The sequence below is a fragment of the Staphylococcus sp. McC-251-APC-3A2 genome (genome assembly GCF_009695665.1).
Classification (GTDB): Bacteria; Bacillota; Bacilli; order Staphylococcales; family Staphylococcaceae; genus Staphylococcus; species Staphylococcus cohnii.
The window spans coordinates 706,513-723,611 of sequence record NZ_VUNO01000001.1; the positions used below are offsets into that span (position 1 = coordinate 706,513).

The 17,099-nt window shown below is 32.7% G+C and carries 14 protein-coding genes; 2 read left to right on the forward strand and 12 right to left on the reverse strand.

All coding sequences use genetic code 11. The features are described 5' to 3' along the window. Positions 1–226: 226 nt before the first annotated feature. The 6 genes from uvrC to zapA form a co-directional block, all read right to left on the reverse strand. Positions 227–2,011, reverse strand: a complete 1,785-nt coding sequence (gene uvrC, locus FYJ81_RS03435) for an excinuclease ABC subunit UvrC (protein WP_019469294.1) — start codon at positions 2,009–2,011, stop codon at positions 227–229. Positions 2,012–2,506: 495 nt separating this feature from the next. Further along, positions 2,507–2,821: a thioredoxin gene (trxA, locus tag FYJ81_RS03440; protein WP_019469293.1), complete on the reverse strand. Its 315-nt coding sequence runs from the start codon at positions 2,819–2,821 to the stop codon at positions 2,507–2,509. Between the two features lie 81 nt (positions 2,822–2,902). Next, positions 2,903–5,251 carry an endonuclease MutS2 gene (locus FYJ81_RS03445; protein ID WP_154409304.1) on the reverse strand — a complete coding sequence of 783 codons (2,349 nt, stop codon included), beginning with the start codon at positions 5,249–5,251 and terminating at the stop codon, positions 2,903–2,905. 9 nt (positions 5,252–5,260) lie between these two features. After that, positions 5,261–6,973, reverse strand: a complete 1,713-nt coding sequence (gene polX, locus FYJ81_RS03450) for a DNA polymerase/3'-5' exonuclease PolX (RefSeq protein ID WP_154409305.1) — start codon at positions 6,971–6,973, stop codon at positions 5,261–5,263. A 111-nt stretch (positions 6,974–7,084) separates the two neighbouring features. Next, complete coding sequence (locus FYJ81_RS03455) at positions 7,085–7,606, reverse strand: CvpA family protein (RefSeq protein WP_107383700.1); 522 nt, start codon at positions 7,604–7,606, stop codon at positions 7,085–7,087. Next, entirely contained in the window at positions 7,606–7,872 is a 267-nt protein-coding gene (zapA, locus tag FYJ81_RS03460; protein WP_019469289.1) for a cell division protein ZapA, read from the reverse strand. The genes FYJ81_RS03455 and zapA overlap by 1 nt, the downstream gene beginning before the upstream one ends. A gap of 300 nt (positions 7,873–8,172) precedes the next feature. Between zapA and rnhC the strand changes: the two genes are divergently transcribed. After that, entirely contained in the window at positions 8,173–9,111 is a 939-nt protein-coding gene (gene rnhC, locus FYJ81_RS03465) for a ribonuclease HIII (protein ID WP_154409306.1), read from the forward strand. Between the two features lie 88 nt (positions 9,112–9,199). On the opposite strand, the gene pheT is transcribed toward rnhC, so the two are convergent. The 6 genes from pheT to FYJ81_RS03495 all read right to left on the reverse strand — a co-directional run bounded on the left by pheT (position 9,200) and on the right by FYJ81_RS03495 (position 15,606). Continuing rightward, a complete protein-coding gene (pheT, locus tag FYJ81_RS03470; protein ID WP_154409307.1) occupies positions 9,200–11,602 on the reverse strand; it encodes a phenylalanine--tRNA ligase subunit beta in 2,403 nt (800 codons plus the stop codon). Further along, positions 11,602–12,660: a phenylalanine--tRNA ligase subunit alpha gene (gene pheS / locus FYJ81_RS03475; protein WP_107386411.1), complete on the reverse strand. Its 1,059-nt coding sequence runs from the start codon at positions 12,658–12,660 to the stop codon at positions 11,602–11,604. Before pheS ends, pheT begins: the two co-directional genes overlap by 1 nt. Before the next feature lie 327 nt (positions 12,661–12,987). Beyond that, a complete protein-coding gene (locus FYJ81_RS03480) occupies positions 12,988–13,728 on the reverse strand; it encodes a TrmH family RNA methyltransferase (RefSeq protein WP_154409308.1) in 741 nt (246 codons plus the stop codon). Positions 13,729–13,745: 17 nt separating this feature from the next. After that, entirely contained in the window at positions 13,746–14,690 is a 945-nt protein-coding gene (locus tag FYJ81_RS03485) for a M23 family metallopeptidase (RefSeq protein WP_107384386.1), read from the reverse strand. Between the two features lie 124 nt (positions 14,691–14,814). Further along, the gene (rpmF, locus tag FYJ81_RS03490; protein WP_019469283.1) at positions 14,815–14,988 is read right to left on the reverse strand and encodes a 50S ribosomal protein L32; all 174 of its coding nucleotides are present in this window, start codon (positions 14,986–14,988) and stop codon (positions 14,815–14,817) included. 81 nt (positions 14,989–15,069) lie between these two features. After that, the gene (locus FYJ81_RS03495) at positions 15,070–15,606 is read right to left on the reverse strand and encodes a YceD family protein (RefSeq protein WP_107384385.1); all 537 of its coding nucleotides are present in this window, start codon (positions 15,604–15,606) and stop codon (positions 15,070–15,072) included. 126 nt (positions 15,607–15,732) lie between these two features. Here FYJ81_RS03495 and FYJ81_RS03500 point away from each other — a divergent pair, with 126 nt between their 5' ends. Further along, positions 15,733–16,866 (forward strand): nucleotidyltransferase, encoded by a 1,134-nt coding sequence (locus FYJ81_RS03500; RefSeq protein WP_107384384.1) that lies wholly within the window; start codon positions 15,733–15,735, stop codon positions 16,864–16,866. Positions 16,867–17,099 lie beyond the last annotated feature (233 nt).

The following is a 17,099-nucleotide window of genomic DNA, read 5'->3' on the forward strand; positions in this document are numbered from 1 at the left end:
TATATTTATAGCAATATAAACTTCAACATGTATGTATAAAACAATGAAGTAATACCCCTAGTTGAATTTAACAATTGTTTTATTATTTAGATTTAAGTGATAATTTTTCTCAATTAGTAAACGCTTCCATATACTTTTAAAAAAAGAATTCCTGTTATTTGCTATTGTAACACTAATTCATAAAATTTTGGGCATGAGAATGATTCTCATGCCATATTCTTTTTTTCTATTTGTTATATAGTGCGTGATGAAGATTCTCAGCGACTTTTTGAGGTAAACCAGAAGACTTTAGATCTTCGATACTTGCCTCTTTCATTTTCTTTATGGAGCCAAAAGTTCGTAATAGTTTTGTTTTGCGTTTAGAACCTATACCATCTACGGTATCTAAAACTGATTGTAAACCAGTTTTCTGGCGTGTTTGTCTATGAAACGTAATTGCAAATCTATGAACTTCATCTTGTATTCTTTGAAGTAAATAAAACGCTTGGCTATTTTTTTTCAAAGGTACAATCTCTGCACTTTCACCATACAGAATCTCTGAGGTTTGGTGTTTATCATTTTTACGTAGCCCAGCAACTGGTATATCCAAACCTAATTCGTTTTCAAGCACATCGATTACTCCGTTCATATGACCTTTACCACCATCGACGATGATTAAGTCTGGTAATGGTGTACCTTCATTTAAAACACGTGTATAACGTCTACGCACAACTTCTCTCATCGATTTATAATCATCTGGGCCATCCACCGTTTTAATTTTATATTTACGGTATCCTTTTTTATTAGGTTTGCCATCAACAAATGAAACCATAGCTGAAACAGGGTGTACACCTTGTATGTTTGAATTGTCAAAAGCTTCAATACGAATAGGCGTTTGAATCCCCATATGATCCCCTAATTCTTCAATTGCCTTCACGGTACGTGATTCATCTTTAGCAATGAGTTCAAATTTATTCTCTAGCGTAACTTCAGCATTATGATTCGCTAAATCAATCATTTCTTTTTTCTTACCTTTAATGGGTTGGACTATTTTCGTATCTACTACCGATTGAATGATGTCTTTGTTTAAATTTTTAGGAATATGGACTTCTTTAGGAAGAATGTGTTGATTTAAATCATAAAATTGACCTATAAAAGTATAAAATTCTTCTTCTTCTGTTTGTTGCAATGGAATCATAGTTGCATCTCGCTTAATCATATTCCCTTGTCTAATGAAAAACACTTGAATACACATCCAACCTTTTGACACACTATACCCAAAAACATCTCTTATAGTATTATCCGAAGTTGTAATTTTTTGTTTTTTAGTTAAATTGTGAATATGTTGTATTAAATCTCTGTACTCTTTTGCTCTTTCAAAGTCTAGTGCTTCACTCGCTTCATTCATTTTTTGTTCTAAGTTATTCAATATTGTTTTATCTTCGCCATTTAAAAAGTCAGTAATTTCTTTAGTCATTTCAGCATATTTATTTAAATCTACTGGGTAAACACAAGGACCTAAACATTGGCCAATATGGTAATAAAGACACAATTTATCGGGCATTTTATCACACTTTCTAAATGGATAAATTCTATCTAATAACTTTTTTGTCTCTTGTGCTGAATATGCATTAGGATAAGGCCCAAAATATTTTCCTGTTCCTTTTTTAACTGTGCGTGTCACAATTAACCGAGGATATTTTTCTTTAGTGATTTTAATAAAAGGGTAACTTTTATCGTCTTTCAACAAAATGTTATATCTCGGTTGATATTGTTTAATCAAATTAAGTTCGAGCAATAATGATTCTGTTTCACTCGAAGTTACAATATATTCGAAGTTTCTAATTTCTGAAACGAGCCGTGTCGTTTTAGCATCATGTGCACCTGTAAAATAAGATCTTAATCTATTTCTTAATTTTTTAGCCTTGCCGACATAAATAATTTGATCATTTCGATCTTTCATTAAATAGCAACCCGGTTCAGTGGGTACGACCGTTAATTTTTGTTTAATATCTTCTTGATATTTTTCCACTTTAGTCCCCCCTTTCTTGTAAAAATATATTGCTAAAATAAGATATATATCATTTGCATCACAGTTATATAACGTTGAAAGCTTATTCGCAAATATAAAATTTTAATTCTAATATTCATTATAGAATATACATTATCATTAAACCAAAGTATTCGTTTGAACATGAAATATGTGGCCAGTAAAAATTTCAAACATTATATATAAAGCACCTTAATCTATAAAATGCTGGTGCATCAAAATATTTTAAACACTGAAGCTTTTTCATAAACCAAATTTAGAGGATAAGCGACGTTGAATAATATAGGGTGTGGATATGCAGTCAATTTTAGTTATGAATATAATGCAAATTCGCATTTTTATACCAATGCTATAAATAATCAGAATGTAGGCCTAGCTCTATAAAAATCATAAAAACTACGATTTCAGACAAACTAACAAAAATCACAGAAAAAACCTGAGACAATCATTGATGTCCCAGGTCGTTTCGTTGTGCTTTTATAAGTGTTTCTCAATTACTTCTGCTAAGTTTTCTTTAGGTTGGAAGCCTACAACTTTATCGACAGGTTCACCATCTTTAAATAAGATTAAAGTCGGGATACTCATTACTTCAAATTTAGCAGCTGTTGACGGATTTTCATCTACATCAAGTTTTAAAATATTAGCTTTTCCATCATAATCACCAGCTAATTCTTCTAATACTGGAGCAATCATCTTACATGGGCCACACCATGTTGCCCAAAAATCTACTAAATTGACACCTGATTGAATATTTTCATCAAAGTTTGAATCTGTTACTTTTACGATTGCCATAACTGCCAATCCTCCTTAAATTTCAAATGATGAAGAAATTATAACAGACTTTGTACAAATCTGCATACCTCTTGCTCACATTTATTTCAATTCTGCAACGGTCACGCCAAATCCACCTTCACTTGGCATGCCGTTCCTATATGATGACACATTTTTATGTTGTTTTAAATGTTTTTGCACACCTTTTTGAAGTGCACCTGTTCCTTTACCATGAATAATATATACTTGTTCATAATTACTTAATACAGCTTGGTCTAAATATTGATCAACCGCAACCATTGCTTCATCATAGCGGTAGCCACGTAAATCAAGTTCCATTTTAATACTTTGACGATTTTCACGTTTAACCATTTTAGAAGGTGCTTCTTTCGTCTTTTGTGTTTTTTCTAAGTCACTGGTTGGTAATTTCATTTTAATGATGCCCATTTGAACAACCGCTTCATTATCATCTAGTAATTCTAATATTTCACCTTTTTGCCCATATGTCAGAACTTTTACTTCATCGCCAACTTTAATTTCATCCCATTTTTTCTTTTCGACATTTTGCTTTATTGACTTAGCTTCATATTGATCATCCAGCTGTTTCTTTTTATTGATAAGCTCATGTTCTTTTACATCAGCACCTTTTTTATCTCTAAGTTCGCGTAATTCTTTAATGATCTCATCTGCTTCTTGGGTAGCGGCTTTCACGCGTTGATTGGCTTTTTCTTTGGCTTCACTCATTAATTGTTTCTCTTGATTACGATATTTATCATATTCTTTTTCAAGTTCATCATGTGTTTCTTGAGCTTCTCTTAATAGACCATCTAATTCAATTCTCTGTTCGTCTACACGTTTAGAATTTTTTTCTAATGAAGCAATCATTTCATTTATTTCTTGCTCATCCTGTCCTATCATTGCTTTCGCGTTTTGAATCACTTTCATATTGAGTCCTAATTTTTTTGAAATATCAAAAGCATTAGAACGTCCCGGTACACCCATGAGCAATTTATATGTTGGGCTTAATGTATTAACATCAAACTCTACGCTAGCATTCATCACACCTGATCTATTGTAACTGTATGCTTTAAGTTCAGGGTAATGCGTTGTCGCCATTACTAATGATCCTATTTCATGAACATGATCTAAGATACTCATCGCTAAAGCAGCACCTTCACTCGGATCTGTCCCAGCACCTAGTTCATCAAAAAGAATCAAACTATTTTTTGTTGTATGCTGTAAGATTTCAACAATATTTTTCATGTGTGAGGAAAAAGTTGAAAGTGATTGTTCAATAGATTGCTCATCTCCGATATCACAATAAACATTTTCAAAAATGCTTAGTTTACTACCGTCTAAAGTAGGTATCAACATCCCTGATTGTGCCATCAAAATAACGAGTCCGAGGGTTTTTAGTGTTACAGTTTTCCCCCCTGTATTAGGACCGGTGATGATCACAGTTTCAATATCGTCTGCAAATTCAATCGTATTTGCTACAACGGTATCTCTATCTAATAAAGGATGAAATGCTTTGGGTAAATAAACCATTCGCTCACTGGTAAACTCAGGTTTCGTTCCTTTGATTGAGCGTGCATAACGTGCTTTAGCGGTTAAAAAGTCAATTTGACCCATAATATTTTCTGAAATTAAACAAGCGTCTGCTTCAGCCGCTACATAACCCGTTAACTCAGTTAAAATACGTTCACGTTCAACCGCTTCATCATTTCTTAGACGGCTAATTTGATTATTCATTTCAACGATAGACGAAGGTTCAATGTAAAGTGTTTGCCCAGAAGCTGATTGGTCATGAACGATGCCATTAAAATCTTGACGATATTCTGCTTTTACCGGAATAACATTGCGTTCATTGCGCACCGTTATTATAGCATCTGACAACTTTTTCTGATTAGCTTGACGCTTCACAATTTTGTCTAAGTTTTGTTTTATTCGTTGAGTCGTACCAGAAATTTTACTCCGGATGCCTTGTAATTCGTAACTAGCGTTATCGAATAAATCATTAGCGTCACATTTTTGATGGATATTTTGATACAACTCTGAAAGGACAGGTAATTGTTCCATCCTATCGTGAAGAATAGCATAATTCACTACTTCTTCTTCTTCTAATAAATTATTATAAAATGTCTTATATAGATTTTGAATTTGAATTAAACGTTTAATTGCATTAAGTTCTTTAACACTTAATACACCGCCGATTGTCGCTCTATGAATCAGTGATGAAATCTTAGATAATCCACTCAAACTGGGTAAACGGTGTTTATTATATATTTGAGCAATTTCATCCGTTTCATTCATTTGAAATTCGACAGTTTGAAAATCAGTTGCTGGTACCATTTCAACGACTTTCTCTCTACCTAAGTCACTCATGGTTTCTTTTTCAACAAGTGCTTTTATTTTATCGAATTCTAAGACATTTAATGATTTCTGTCTCATATAATCCCTCTATTTCTTCAATTTTATATTATTTTCAATAAATGTTTTAAAGGATGCTCTATCCATTGTATTAATCACGCTTTCTTTTTTTACAAAACCTTTTTGTGCAGTAGCTATACCATATTTCATAAATTCTAAGTGATCTACGTGATGAGCATCAGTATTAATCGTTAATTTAACATTAGGATGTTTTTTAACGATATCTGCATTTAAATCTAAGCGTTTAGGGTTCGCATTGATTTCTAAAATAGTATTTGTTTCTTCTGCGATTTCACATAATTTATCAATATCAGGTTCATAACCTGCACGTTTACCTATGATACGTCCTGTTGGATGTGCAATATGACGGACATAAGGATTACGACATGCTTGTTCTAGTCGATACATAATGTCTTCTTGAGATTGGTTGAAACTTTGATGTATCGCTGCGATGACATAATCTAACTGTGCTAATATTTCATCATCATAGTCTAAACGGCCATCAGGTAAAATGTCCATTTCAATGCCTGAATATATATCAATTTCATCATATTTTTCGTTTAACGCTTTAATCTCTTCATTTTGTCGCAACAACCGCTCAACAGAAAGTCCATTGGCGACTTTTAAACTTTGAGAATGATCTGTAATAACCATAAACTGATAACCTTTTGCGATGTTTGCTTCAATCATATCTTCAATACTAAAAGCACCATCACTATATGTTGTATGCATATGAATATCACCATTGATATCATTGATATTGATAATATCTGTTAAGCCTTTGTCAAATTCGCTACCATCTTCACGTAGTGCAGGTTCAATCCAATTCACTCCAAAGTGATTATAAATCTCTTGTTCACTGCTATATTGAATTAGTGCGCCGTTCTCTTTTTCTATACCATATTCACTAACTTTTTCATTGTTTTCTTTTGCCAATTGACGGATTCGAATATTATGATCTTTTGAACCTGTAAAATGCTGTAGTGTATGGTAAAAAGCAGATGGCTCGATTAATCTAAAATCTACGCCAATAGTTTCGTCATCATAAGTTAACTCTAATGACACTTTTGTTGCTCCAACTGCCACTTCTTTAACCTTATTTGGAATTTTTAATAAAGCTTTTTGAACTTCTAAAGGTTGATTCGTGCTTATAATATAATCTAAGTCTTTACTCATTTCTTTAAAGCGACGGAAACTCCCTGCAACTTCATATTTTTCTACTGTCTCAATCGATGATAAATAATCACTAATTTCTATATTTAGTCCTCTCATTTGATCAATTGGATAACGCTCTTTTTTTGCTCCTAATGCTTTTACTGCTTCAAGAATATTCTTTTCAGTTTTCTTAGCGAATCCACTTAATTCACTTACTTTTCCTTCTTCACATGCTTTTTGCAACGCTTCTTTCCCATCAATATTAAGCGCTTTATATAATTTCGCTATTTTTTTGCTACCGAGACCTTGTATTTTAAGTAAAGGAATTAACCCTTCTGGCACCTCTTCTTGTAATGTTGCTAAAGTCGTAGAATTACCTGTTTCTCTATATTCATTGATTACGTCTCCTACACCCTTACCAATCCCTTTTAATTCTGTAACATCTTCGATTTGGTCTAAAGGCCGTTCATCTATTTCTAAACTTTGAGCTGCTTTTCTATAAGCTGAAATTTTGAAAGTGTTTTCGCCTTTTATTTCCATATACACCGCAATTTTTTCTAATAATTGAATAATTTCTTTTTTAGTCATTTGTTTCACTCCATAGAAAAAGGCCAAGACAGCATCACCAAACTATTTTGGTATTTCAGTTATGCCTTGACCCCCTAGTTTTTTAAATCTATAAATTTCACATCAATATCTTTATAGTTGTGTGATAAACATTGAGATAAATGGAATATGTAATAATATATGTTCTGTTATAATCGAATGAGAAAGTTGTTGTTGTATCGTCACATTAGGATAAATTGCACAACTATATAACAAAATAGCATTAATGATTAACGATGGAATAACACTTAAAATCATACCACATAGTCTGCTCGTAATATTTGGTAGCTTTTGTTTAAGCGTATAATCAAATATAACAATAATGCCATAACATATTACTTTTGTAATCAGAGCAATCGTTACAAAGGCGACAATATGCTCAAAACGTTGTTGCAAATTATCAAATTGAAATGCAAAATTCATATCGTAAGCATGTGTCTTTGGATATGGGACAAATAACTCCAAGCGTCGTGCTATTTGTAAATAATATCGTTGAGCCATCCACAAAGCAAAAATTGTTGCGCTCAAATGTATAGCTGATAACCACACGCCTCTTCTAAAGCCAATGATGCCAATATATATAAAGATGACAGCTATCACTATATCAATAATCATTAATCTTCACTATGTTTCAATTGATTTATTTCTTGTCTTAAACGATCATTTTCTTCTTCTACTTGGACTTTTTCATGCATGATATTAACTGCAGTAAGAATGGCTTTTCTAGTTGTGTCTAAACCCGCACTTTTACTTGCTAACTCTTTGAGTCTTTCATCTACCAAATGTGCTACATAACGGATATGCTCAGGATTATCTTCTCCGACGATTGTATAATGTTGATCATTTATAGTTACATTAATCCGATTTTTAAACTCACCCATATAATAACTCCTGACTTTTGTATTTTATTTCTAATCTAAATGTTTTACTTTATTTATATTTATATGTTGGTAATTTATAATATTTATTACGAACTATTATACACGACAAGATATTTTTTTGTAAGAGGTGGGAATTGTTCTATTTGAAATATTTAATGATTATAAAACAATGGTTTTAATTCACATTCATTAAAGTCATATTGCTAGTTATATCATAAATAGCTTACTTATTTAAATTTATGATATGATATGCATTGTTAAATTTTAAAATACGTTATACGAACAAAGAGAGGTCACTAAATGACTAATATAGTACATAAATTAACAAATTCAGAGATACAACAATTAATGACTAAAATCAATTTTGATACAACTAATCTTTCACAAGGTATGAAAGCACGTGCAAAGCATTGCAATACTGCGATTACGATATATAATTCTAATAAAGTAATGTTTCAAGGTAAAGATGCTGAAGCTGTAGCAAACGCTATATTACCTAATAAATCAGCATCTCCCAAAAACAAAACAAAACATGGTAGTACCAAACAAACTAAACAGCACATCTCCTATAATCAATTTCAATGTATCGGTAGTGACGAGGCAGGCAGCGGTGATTACTTTGGACCACTAACAGTTTGTGCAGCTTATGTATCAGAAAAAGACGCTCAAATCTTAAAAACACTTGGAGTAGACGACTCTAAAAGACTTACTGACCCTAAAATTATAGAAATTGCTGAACAAATTATAACTTTCATCCCACATTCTTTATTAACAATGCATAATGAAAAATACAACGAGAAACAAAAAGCCGGTTGGTCTCAAGTTAAAATGAAAGCAGTTTTGCATAACGAAGCAATTAAAAATGTCGTTGCAAAAATTGACACAGACGAACTTGACTATATCGTTATTGATCAATTTGTTGAACCTGGCGTATATAAAAGATATGCACTTGGCGAACTGCCGTTTGAAAATAAGACAAAATTTGAAACGAAAGGTGAATCAAAATCCATAGCAATTGCTGCCGCTAGTATTATTTCACGTTATGCCTTTGTGAAAAATATGGATCAACTTTCAAAATACGCAAAAGTTATATTACCTAAAGGCGCCAGTAATAAAGTGGATTTGGCCGCTGCAAAAATCATTGATAAAAAAGGTGTCCATTATTTAGATACCATGACCAAAAAACATTTTGCTAACAGAACAAAAGCTTTAAATTTAATAAATAAAAAGCAACAATAAACGCTTTTTTGTAAATCATAACGTTACTAATGCAAAATAAAGCCTTGAATCATCGCAACATGCGACATAGATTCAAGGCTTTATTATATTATCTAATCGTTGCACCTTCTGCTTGTAAGGCTTCTAAAATACGATCATGTACTTCATTTACTTTATCATCTGTAAGTGTTTGTTTTGTATCTAAATATGATAAACGAAGTGCAATTGATTTTTCATCTTCTGCCACATGTTCACCTTCATAAACGTCAAAGACTTCCGTTTTTTGTAAAATGTCGCCACCGTTATTTTTAATCACATTAACGATTTGGGCTGATGGCGTTGCACGATTAATGACTAGTGCAATATCTCTTGATACACCAGGGAATCTTGGTATTGGTTGATAATTAATGTAACCTACTGAAACTGACATCAACTTATCGTAATTAAGTTCAAATACATAAGTTTGTTTTAAATCATAATCATTTTCAGTTTGCGGATGTAACTCCCCTACGAATCCAACGATTTCATTATTTAATTTAACCAATGCAGTTCTACCAGGGTGTAATCCAGTTATTTCACCAGCTTCATATTCAAATTGAATGTCTAAAATTTCTGCAATACGTTCAACGATACCTTTTGCTACAAAGAAATCAATTGCTTCCTTTTTACTTTGCCAAGTATTAACAGCATAATCTCCTGTTAATATACCGCTTAAATATTCTACCTCGTCTGGCAATTGATCTTCCTCATTGCCGAAGAATACACGCCCTAATTCATATAGCGCAACATGATGATTACTTCGAGCTACATTATAAGACACATCATCAATGAGATGAGGAATCAAACTCTGTCTCAAAGTAGCATGTGCTTCACTCATAGGCATCAGCAATGATATCGTTGAGCGATCTTGCAGTGCAAAATCAGTTGCACGTGCTTTATCTACAAGTGAGTAATTAATCGCTTGGCTTAAACCGGCACCTTCTAATGTCGCTTTTACTATTCTTGTTTTTGCTTGTCTATCATTTAATGTACCCGGTGTTACATGTTCAAACACAGGTAACGTTGAAGGAATTTCATCATAACCGTATATTCGAGCAATTTCTTCGATTAGGTCTTCTTTGATTGTAATATCTTTACGACGAGACGGAACCATTACTGTCAATGCATTACCTTCTAGTGTTGTTTCAAAGCCTAGTTGAACAAAAATAGCTTCAATTTCTTCTCTCGATAAATCAAAACCAATCGTTTTGTTTACTTTTTCAACAGTAATTTCAATTGGAGTAACAAATTGGCCAAGGTCGCCTGCAGCTACACGATCTTGTACCACCGTTCCACTCGTATATTGTTGTAGCAAATAACAAGCTCTGTCTACCGCTTCGTCTACAAATTCTGTTGCAATACCCTTTTCAAATCGACTTGAAGCTTCACTACGCAAATTTAAACGTCGGGAAGTATGTCTAATTGAAACTGGGTCGAAAATTGCACCTTCGATGATGACATTTGTGGTATTTTCAGTCACCTCTGAGAAATCGCCGCCCATAACACCAGCAATTGCAATAGGACTATCACCATTAGTAATAACAATATCACTTTCTTTTAATGTTCTCTCTTGATCATCTAGTGTTGTCATTTTTTCTTCTGCTTTGGCTTGGCGCACTTCTATTTGATCAGAGCCGATGTGGTCTTTATCAAACATATGCAGTGGTTGACCATATTCTAATAATACATAATTTGAAATATCTACAACATTATTTATTGGTCGAATACCTGCTTTAATCAATCTCATTTGCATCCATTCTGGTGATGGTTGGATTTTAACATTTTTCACTATTCTAGCACTGTAGTACGGTACCTTGTCTTGGTTTTGAACACTAATACTTAATTCATCAGCGGCTTGTTCGTTCGTTGTCTCGCATTGTGTTTCTGGTTTTTTCAATGGCATATTATAAAGTGCAGCTGTTTCATAAGCTGTACCTATCATACTTAATGCATCTGCTCTATTTGGTGTTAAATCAAATTCCATAACTTGATCATTTAAATATAAAGCCGTAAGGGCGTCTGTTCCAGGTTTGACATCTGAGGTAAATACATATATACCTTCTTCAAATTGTTTAGGAACTAGATTTGAGGAAATACCAATTTCTTGTAATGAACAAATCATTCCTTCTGAACGTTCACCTCGTAATTTTGCTCTTTTGATTTTTATTCCCCCAGGTAAACGTCCACCTACAGTTGCCACAATGACACTCTGTCCTGCATCTACATTAGGTGCACCACAAACAATTTGCACTGGTGCTTCTTCACCTATATCAACTTGACATAAACTTAGTTTATCTGCATCTGGATGCGGTGCTTTAGATTGAATATATCCAACCACTAAATTTTTAATGTCTTTTGTGTAATCAATAATATCATCTACTTCAATACCTGTGCGTGTAATTTTTTCTGCTAGAACATTGACAGGTTGATTAATTTCTACAAATGTCTCTAACCATTCTTTTGAAATAAACATTATAACTCACCTCTATCTTCTACTGCTTTAAATTGGTCTAAGAAACGCACATCATTCGTATAGAAATGACGTATATCTTCAATACCGTACTTGAGCATCGCAATTCTATCTGGTCCCATACCAAAAGCAAATCCTGTATATTTCGTTGCATCAAATCCAGCCATTTCTAGTACATTCGGGTGAACCATACCTGCCCCTAAAATCTCTATCCAACCCGTTTGTTTACAGACATTGCATCCCTCGCCACCACATTTAAAACAAGAAACATCAACTTCTACAGATGGTTCAGTAAATGGGAAGTAACTTGGACGAAGACGAATTTCTCTGTCTTCACCAAATAATTGTTTGGCTAACAACTCTAATGTCCCTTTCAAATCACTCATTTGAATATTTTCGTCTACAACTAAACCTTCAATTTGCGTAAATTGATGACTGTGTGTTGCATCGTCAGAATCACGTCTATAAACTTTACCGGGACATAATATTTTCACTGGTCCTTGACCATTACGTTGTTCCATTGTTCTCGCTTGAACTGGTGACGTATGTGTGCGCATTAAAATATCTTCTGTAATATAAAAACTATCTTGCATATCTCTCGCTGGGTGAGATTTTGGTAAATTTAATGCTTCAAAATTGTAATAATCTTTTTCAACTTCATATCCATCAACAATTTCATAGCCCAATCCTAAAAATAAATCTTCAATTTCTTCAATCGTTCTTGTTAAAGGATGCTTAGCACCTATTGAAATTTTACGGCTAGGCAACGTTACATCAATTTTTTCTTCTTTTAACTGTTGTTCTAATTTTGCATTTGCTAAAACCTCTCGACGGGATTCAATCTCACCCTCGATCGTTTGTCTCACTTCATTTACTTTTTGGCCATATGCTGGTTTCTCTTCGTTTGATAATTCTTTCATATGTTTCATCAAACCAGTCACAGAACCTTTTTTACCTAGATATTTGACTTTGACATCTTGTAACTCTTTTTCATTTTGAGCTTCATTTATATCAACTAATGCTTGTTGTTTAATCTCAGACATTGCCTCTGTTTGTGCCATACTTTGCCTCCTATTTAAGATCTATATTTTCAAATAAACAATAAATGCATACAAAAAAGCTTTCATCCCTTAAAACTGGGACGAAAGCTTTCCGTGGTACCACCCAAATTTATGCACACGCATACACTTGTAATCTTTGATAACGGAAATGATTTCCGACTTAAATTTCTTTAAGTAACCAAAAAGATGAAAAAAACCAATTACAGTGGATTATCTTTCAGTCTATGAATAATCTCCCTTGAACAACTGTCTCAATTAGTTTACGTCTTTTTATAGGTTAATATTTTTCATTGATACTTGTATTATATACGAAGTTCATTCAAAGGGTCAACCTTTGAGATGATACAATAATATGCTACCAGCTATGGCAACATTTAAACTTTCTGCTTGCCCATATATGGGAATGTTTAAATTCTGAGTCGTTTGTGTTAATAAATTAGGGTTGACACCTTCTCCCTCATTTCCAAGGAGCAGCACAAATTTTTCTTGATGTTCCATTTGATTATAAGGGATAGCGTTCTCTAATGCTGTACCATAAACATTTCCATTAAAACCATCTATAAATTCACTTAAATCTCTAGTGATAATAGGAATATGAAAAACACTACCTTGACTTGCACGTAGTACTTTATCTTGATATGGATCTGCGGTTCCTTTTTCTAGCACGATTAAATCAATACCTGCCGCATCCGCAGTACGTATTAATGTCCCCATATTACCTGGATCTTGAATACGATCTAACAGTAGTACTTGCTGATATGCGCGTTCCTCATAATGTACTTTTTCTATAATCGCAAAGAATCCTTGTGGTGTTACCGTACCAGACAATGATTCCGCAACTTTTATATTTATTTCATATACTTCTTCTGCATCATTCACTAATTGCTCATCTAGTCTATCGATATCAATTGCGAATAATTGTAATATTTTTATATTACTCTTATATGCTTCATCAATTAAATGTACACCTTCGATAAGTACATGACCTGTTTTATCTCTTTCACGTTTCTTTTTTAATTTATTTGCACTTTTAATTTTATTATTTTGTGCAGAAGTTATCATTTCCATAATATAGCCTCTTTATTTCAATTTTTAAATATATGCCTAATATTAGAACTTAATTGCTTACATCTTCTAGCTAAGTCAAATTGATTTTCTATAATAATACTGTCTCCACTATAACTTACCATATCACCTTTTTCAGGCAAAACGTTATCTAGTAACCTAATCTTATAAGTTTTGGCGAATTGTGGGTTGCTTTGATTCATAATTTGAAAATGTATGTGCGGTTCCATTGTGTTACCCGAATTTCCTACTCGTGCAATTAATTGCCCACGTCTTATATAATCTCCAACATTCACTTCAAATGTGTCTGGTTTAAGATGTGCTATCATACTATACTCTTTGCTTGTATGTTTAATAATGATGTAATTCCCTTCAGGGTGTTTCATATTATTTTCACCCGGTGGTGCATCTGGTATTCCGTCTACAATGTCTATTACAACGCCATTTGCTGGTGCAATCACACTTTGACCATAACTATAATAACTTTCACAGCTATTAGGATTGCCCTGATAAGTAAGATGATCCTTCACAAAAACTAAATCTAATGCATGACTTTGATTTTTGTATGAGTAATGATGGTTTAAAAGTTCATTTTCTCCGCCAGCGTAAACAAACCAACTGTTTGGAACTGGTATCGTATACCTTAATTTCGTTTCTTTATGCCTGTTTGCCAAGTTGATAGGCATAAGAACGAAACCAATAATTTCATGATATTTATTTAAAGTCACACTAATACCAGATGTTTGCTTTACATCCAACCATATGTATTCTTCTTTATAATTGAGTTGTATGTGTTTATATAATATATTTTTATGCCTAATTGTATTATAAGATTTCAATAATCTTTCTAATTCGTGATAGGAAGAAATTTCTTGGAAATAATCACTAAACTGATTATATAACCATTCGCTATCACTTTTTTCTATTTTTTCTAAAATTACTTGTGCATTTATTTCAATCATCATTTACACAACCCATCAATTGTATATAGCATTAGTATTATAAAATAAAAAATCGCTCAAAAATTATTATATGAATAATTAATGAACGATTAATCTCGGCTATACATTAGCCTTTAAATAAATGAAATTATTTAGATACAACTTCTTCACCTTTGTATGAACCACAGTTCTTACAAACACGGTGAGATAATTTGTATTCACCACAATTTGGGCATTCTGTCATACCAGGTACTGAAATTTTAAAATGAGTACGACGTTTATTTTTTCTTGTTTTTGACGTTCTTCTTTTTGGTACTGCCATGATATATCCTCCTTATATTCATACATTACTAAATTATTTTCAGACTCAATAATCTATTATACTATAAATTATTTAAATCCGCTATTGCTCTTCGTCATATAATTGTTGTAGTTTTTGAAGCCTAGGATCGATTTGCTCAGTTTCCTCTTCTTCAGCAAGCTCAACCGCTTGTTCCTCGTCAATAACTTCCCAACCATTACCTTCACGTAACATCTGATCGCTATTATTTGCAAAAGCACGCATTGGCTTTTCTATAATAACAAGTTCTTCAGCAATATCTTTTAGATTAATCATGCCGTCTGTGGCATCATGATAATGCTCATCTTCCTCGTCATCACTTATATACTCGTTACCTTCTAAATCAAAAATTTCTTGTGATTTTATATCAATAGGAACTTCGACTGGTACTAACGTACGGGCACATGCCATCGTATAGGTTCCAGTTATATGCATATCTGCAATGACTTCATTTGATTTGACAGTTAGTTCACCCTCAACATCAATATCAGATAGATCTATTAAATCTAATGATTTTACTAAATGATCAAAATTCACCGTTTGATGGAACTCAAATGGTTTATCTTGGAATTTTCTTAATTGTGTTATTGACCATTTCATATGGCTTCACCTCTAACAAGCACAAAATTTATTTTAACTTTATAGATAAAAGTTGTCAAGATTTTTTCTTAACACAAATTAATCTGATACAATATCTATAATGAATTCTGAAAGGGAGAATTGCAAATGAAAAGCGTTGCACTAGTCACTGAATATAATCCTTTCCACAATGGTCACTTATACCATGCCCAGACATCAAAGTCAATAACCGATTCTGAAATATCAATAGCCATTATGAGTGGTAATTTTGTTATGAGAGGGCAACCAGCTATATATAATAAATTTATACGCACCCGAATGGCATTGAGTGCTGTCGATTTAGTCATTGAATTGCCAGCAGTAGCTGCTTTATCAGCAGGACAATATTTTGCAGAAACAGCTGTCCAAATAGCAAGTTATGTTGACGCAAATCATCTATCATTTGGTAGTGAATCAGGTGATATCGATTCATTTCATGAATTGCAAAAAGACATCTCTAAAATAGAACAAACATCTGAATTTTCAATGAAACTAAAAGAAGGCAAAAGTTATCCCAGAATATTAAGTGAACTTTTAAACAATCATACGTTATTATCTTCTCCAAATAATACACTAGGTATTTCTTATATGCGGGCAATTCAAAAGTTAGCACCACATATCAAACCTTGGACGATATCAAGAGAAAGTAGTCATCACCATGATTTCAACATTTCAAACTTAAATTTCGCTAGTGGCACTGCCATTCGCAATGCATTACAAACTCAAAATGACCTATGGAAATCGGTTGTTCCTAACTCAATACAACAGCTTTATCAAGAACCACACGCGACTGTAGAAGATACATTTCCGTATATTAAATATGCTATTTTAAGTCATACAACAAATTCATTGAAAAATATCTATACGATGAGGGAAGGATTAGAAAATCGCATATTAGATAAAATCAGATATGCCTCATCATTTGAGCATTTAATGTCGTTGATTAAAACAAAGAGATATACATATACGCATATACAACGTATATTAATGAATATTTTACTAAACTTTCAACACCAACATAAACATAACGACATAAAAGCAGTGCATATCCTTGGTATGTCATCAAAAGGTCAACAATATTTAAAATACTTAAAGAAAAAATTTCCAGAACGTCATTTCATTACGCAACTAAATCAACAAAATGCGCATTTATTTGAGCAAGAAATCCATTCAACACACATTTATAATTTGCTTTCTAATCGTACAGAAACAGATTTTAATACACATGTATTACGCGTTTAAAATGAATAATTACTACTCGAAAACATTTAAAATTTCATTTCTAGTATAATCAGCCTGAGCATGAATTTATAAAAATTTCATACTCAGGCTTTTTTATAGTAGGACACTTTAGTATTCGGCTCGTTTATTATGATAGTATTTCAATTTATATTTCAAACAATAGATTGTTTGAATCACTTTCACTTTACTTTTCATTACAAAAAATACCTATGTATCATTTATTGTTCGCAATT

Bases quoted from the DNA above. Each gene is read 5' to 3' on its own strand.
- trxA (WP_019469293.1), bottom strand. From the start codon at position 2,821: ATGGCAATCGTAAAAGTAACAGATTCAAACTTTGATGAAAATATTCAA.
- FYJ81_RS03445 (WP_154409304.1), bottom strand. From the start codon at position 5,251: ATGAGACAGAAATCATTAAATGTCTTAGAATTCGATAAAATAAAAGCA.
- polX (WP_154409305.1), bottom strand. From the start codon at position 6,973: ATGACTAAAAAAGAAATTATTCAATTATTAGAAAAAATTGCGGTGTAT.
- FYJ81_RS03455 (WP_107383700.1), bottom strand. From the start codon at position 7,606: ATGATTATTGATATAGTGATAGCTGTCATCTTTATATATATTGGCATC.
- zapA (WP_019469289.1), bottom strand. From the start codon at position 7,872: ATGGGTGAGTTTAAAAATCGGATTAATGTAACTATAAATGATCAACAT.
- rnhC (WP_154409306.1), top strand. From the start codon at position 8,173: ATGACTAATATAGTACATAAATTAACAAATTCAGAGATACAACAATTA.
- pheT (WP_154409307.1), bottom strand. From the start codon at position 11,602: ATGTTTATTTCAAAAGAATGGTTAGAGACATTTGTAGAAATTAATCAA.
- pheS (WP_107386411.1), bottom strand. From the start codon at position 12,660: ATGGCACAAACAGAGGCAATGTCTGAGATTAAACAACAAGCATTAGTT.
- FYJ81_RS03480 (WP_154409308.1), bottom strand. From the start codon at position 13,728: ATGGAAATGATAACTTCTGCACAAAATAATAAAATTAAAAGTGCAAAT.
- FYJ81_RS03485 (WP_107384386.1), bottom strand. From the start codon at position 14,690: ATGATGATTGAAATAAATGCACAAGTAATTTTAGAAAAAATAGAAAAA.
- rpmF (WP_019469283.1), bottom strand. From the start codon at position 14,988: ATGGCAGTACCAAAAAGAAGAACGTCAAAAACAAGAAAAAATAAACGT.
- FYJ81_RS03495 (WP_107384385.1), bottom strand. From the start codon at position 15,606: ATGAAATGGTCAATAACACAATTAAGAAAATTCCAAGATAAACCATTT.
- FYJ81_RS03500 (WP_107384384.1), top strand. From the start codon at position 15,733: ATGAAAAGCGTTGCACTAGTCACTGAATATAATCCTTTCCACAATGGT.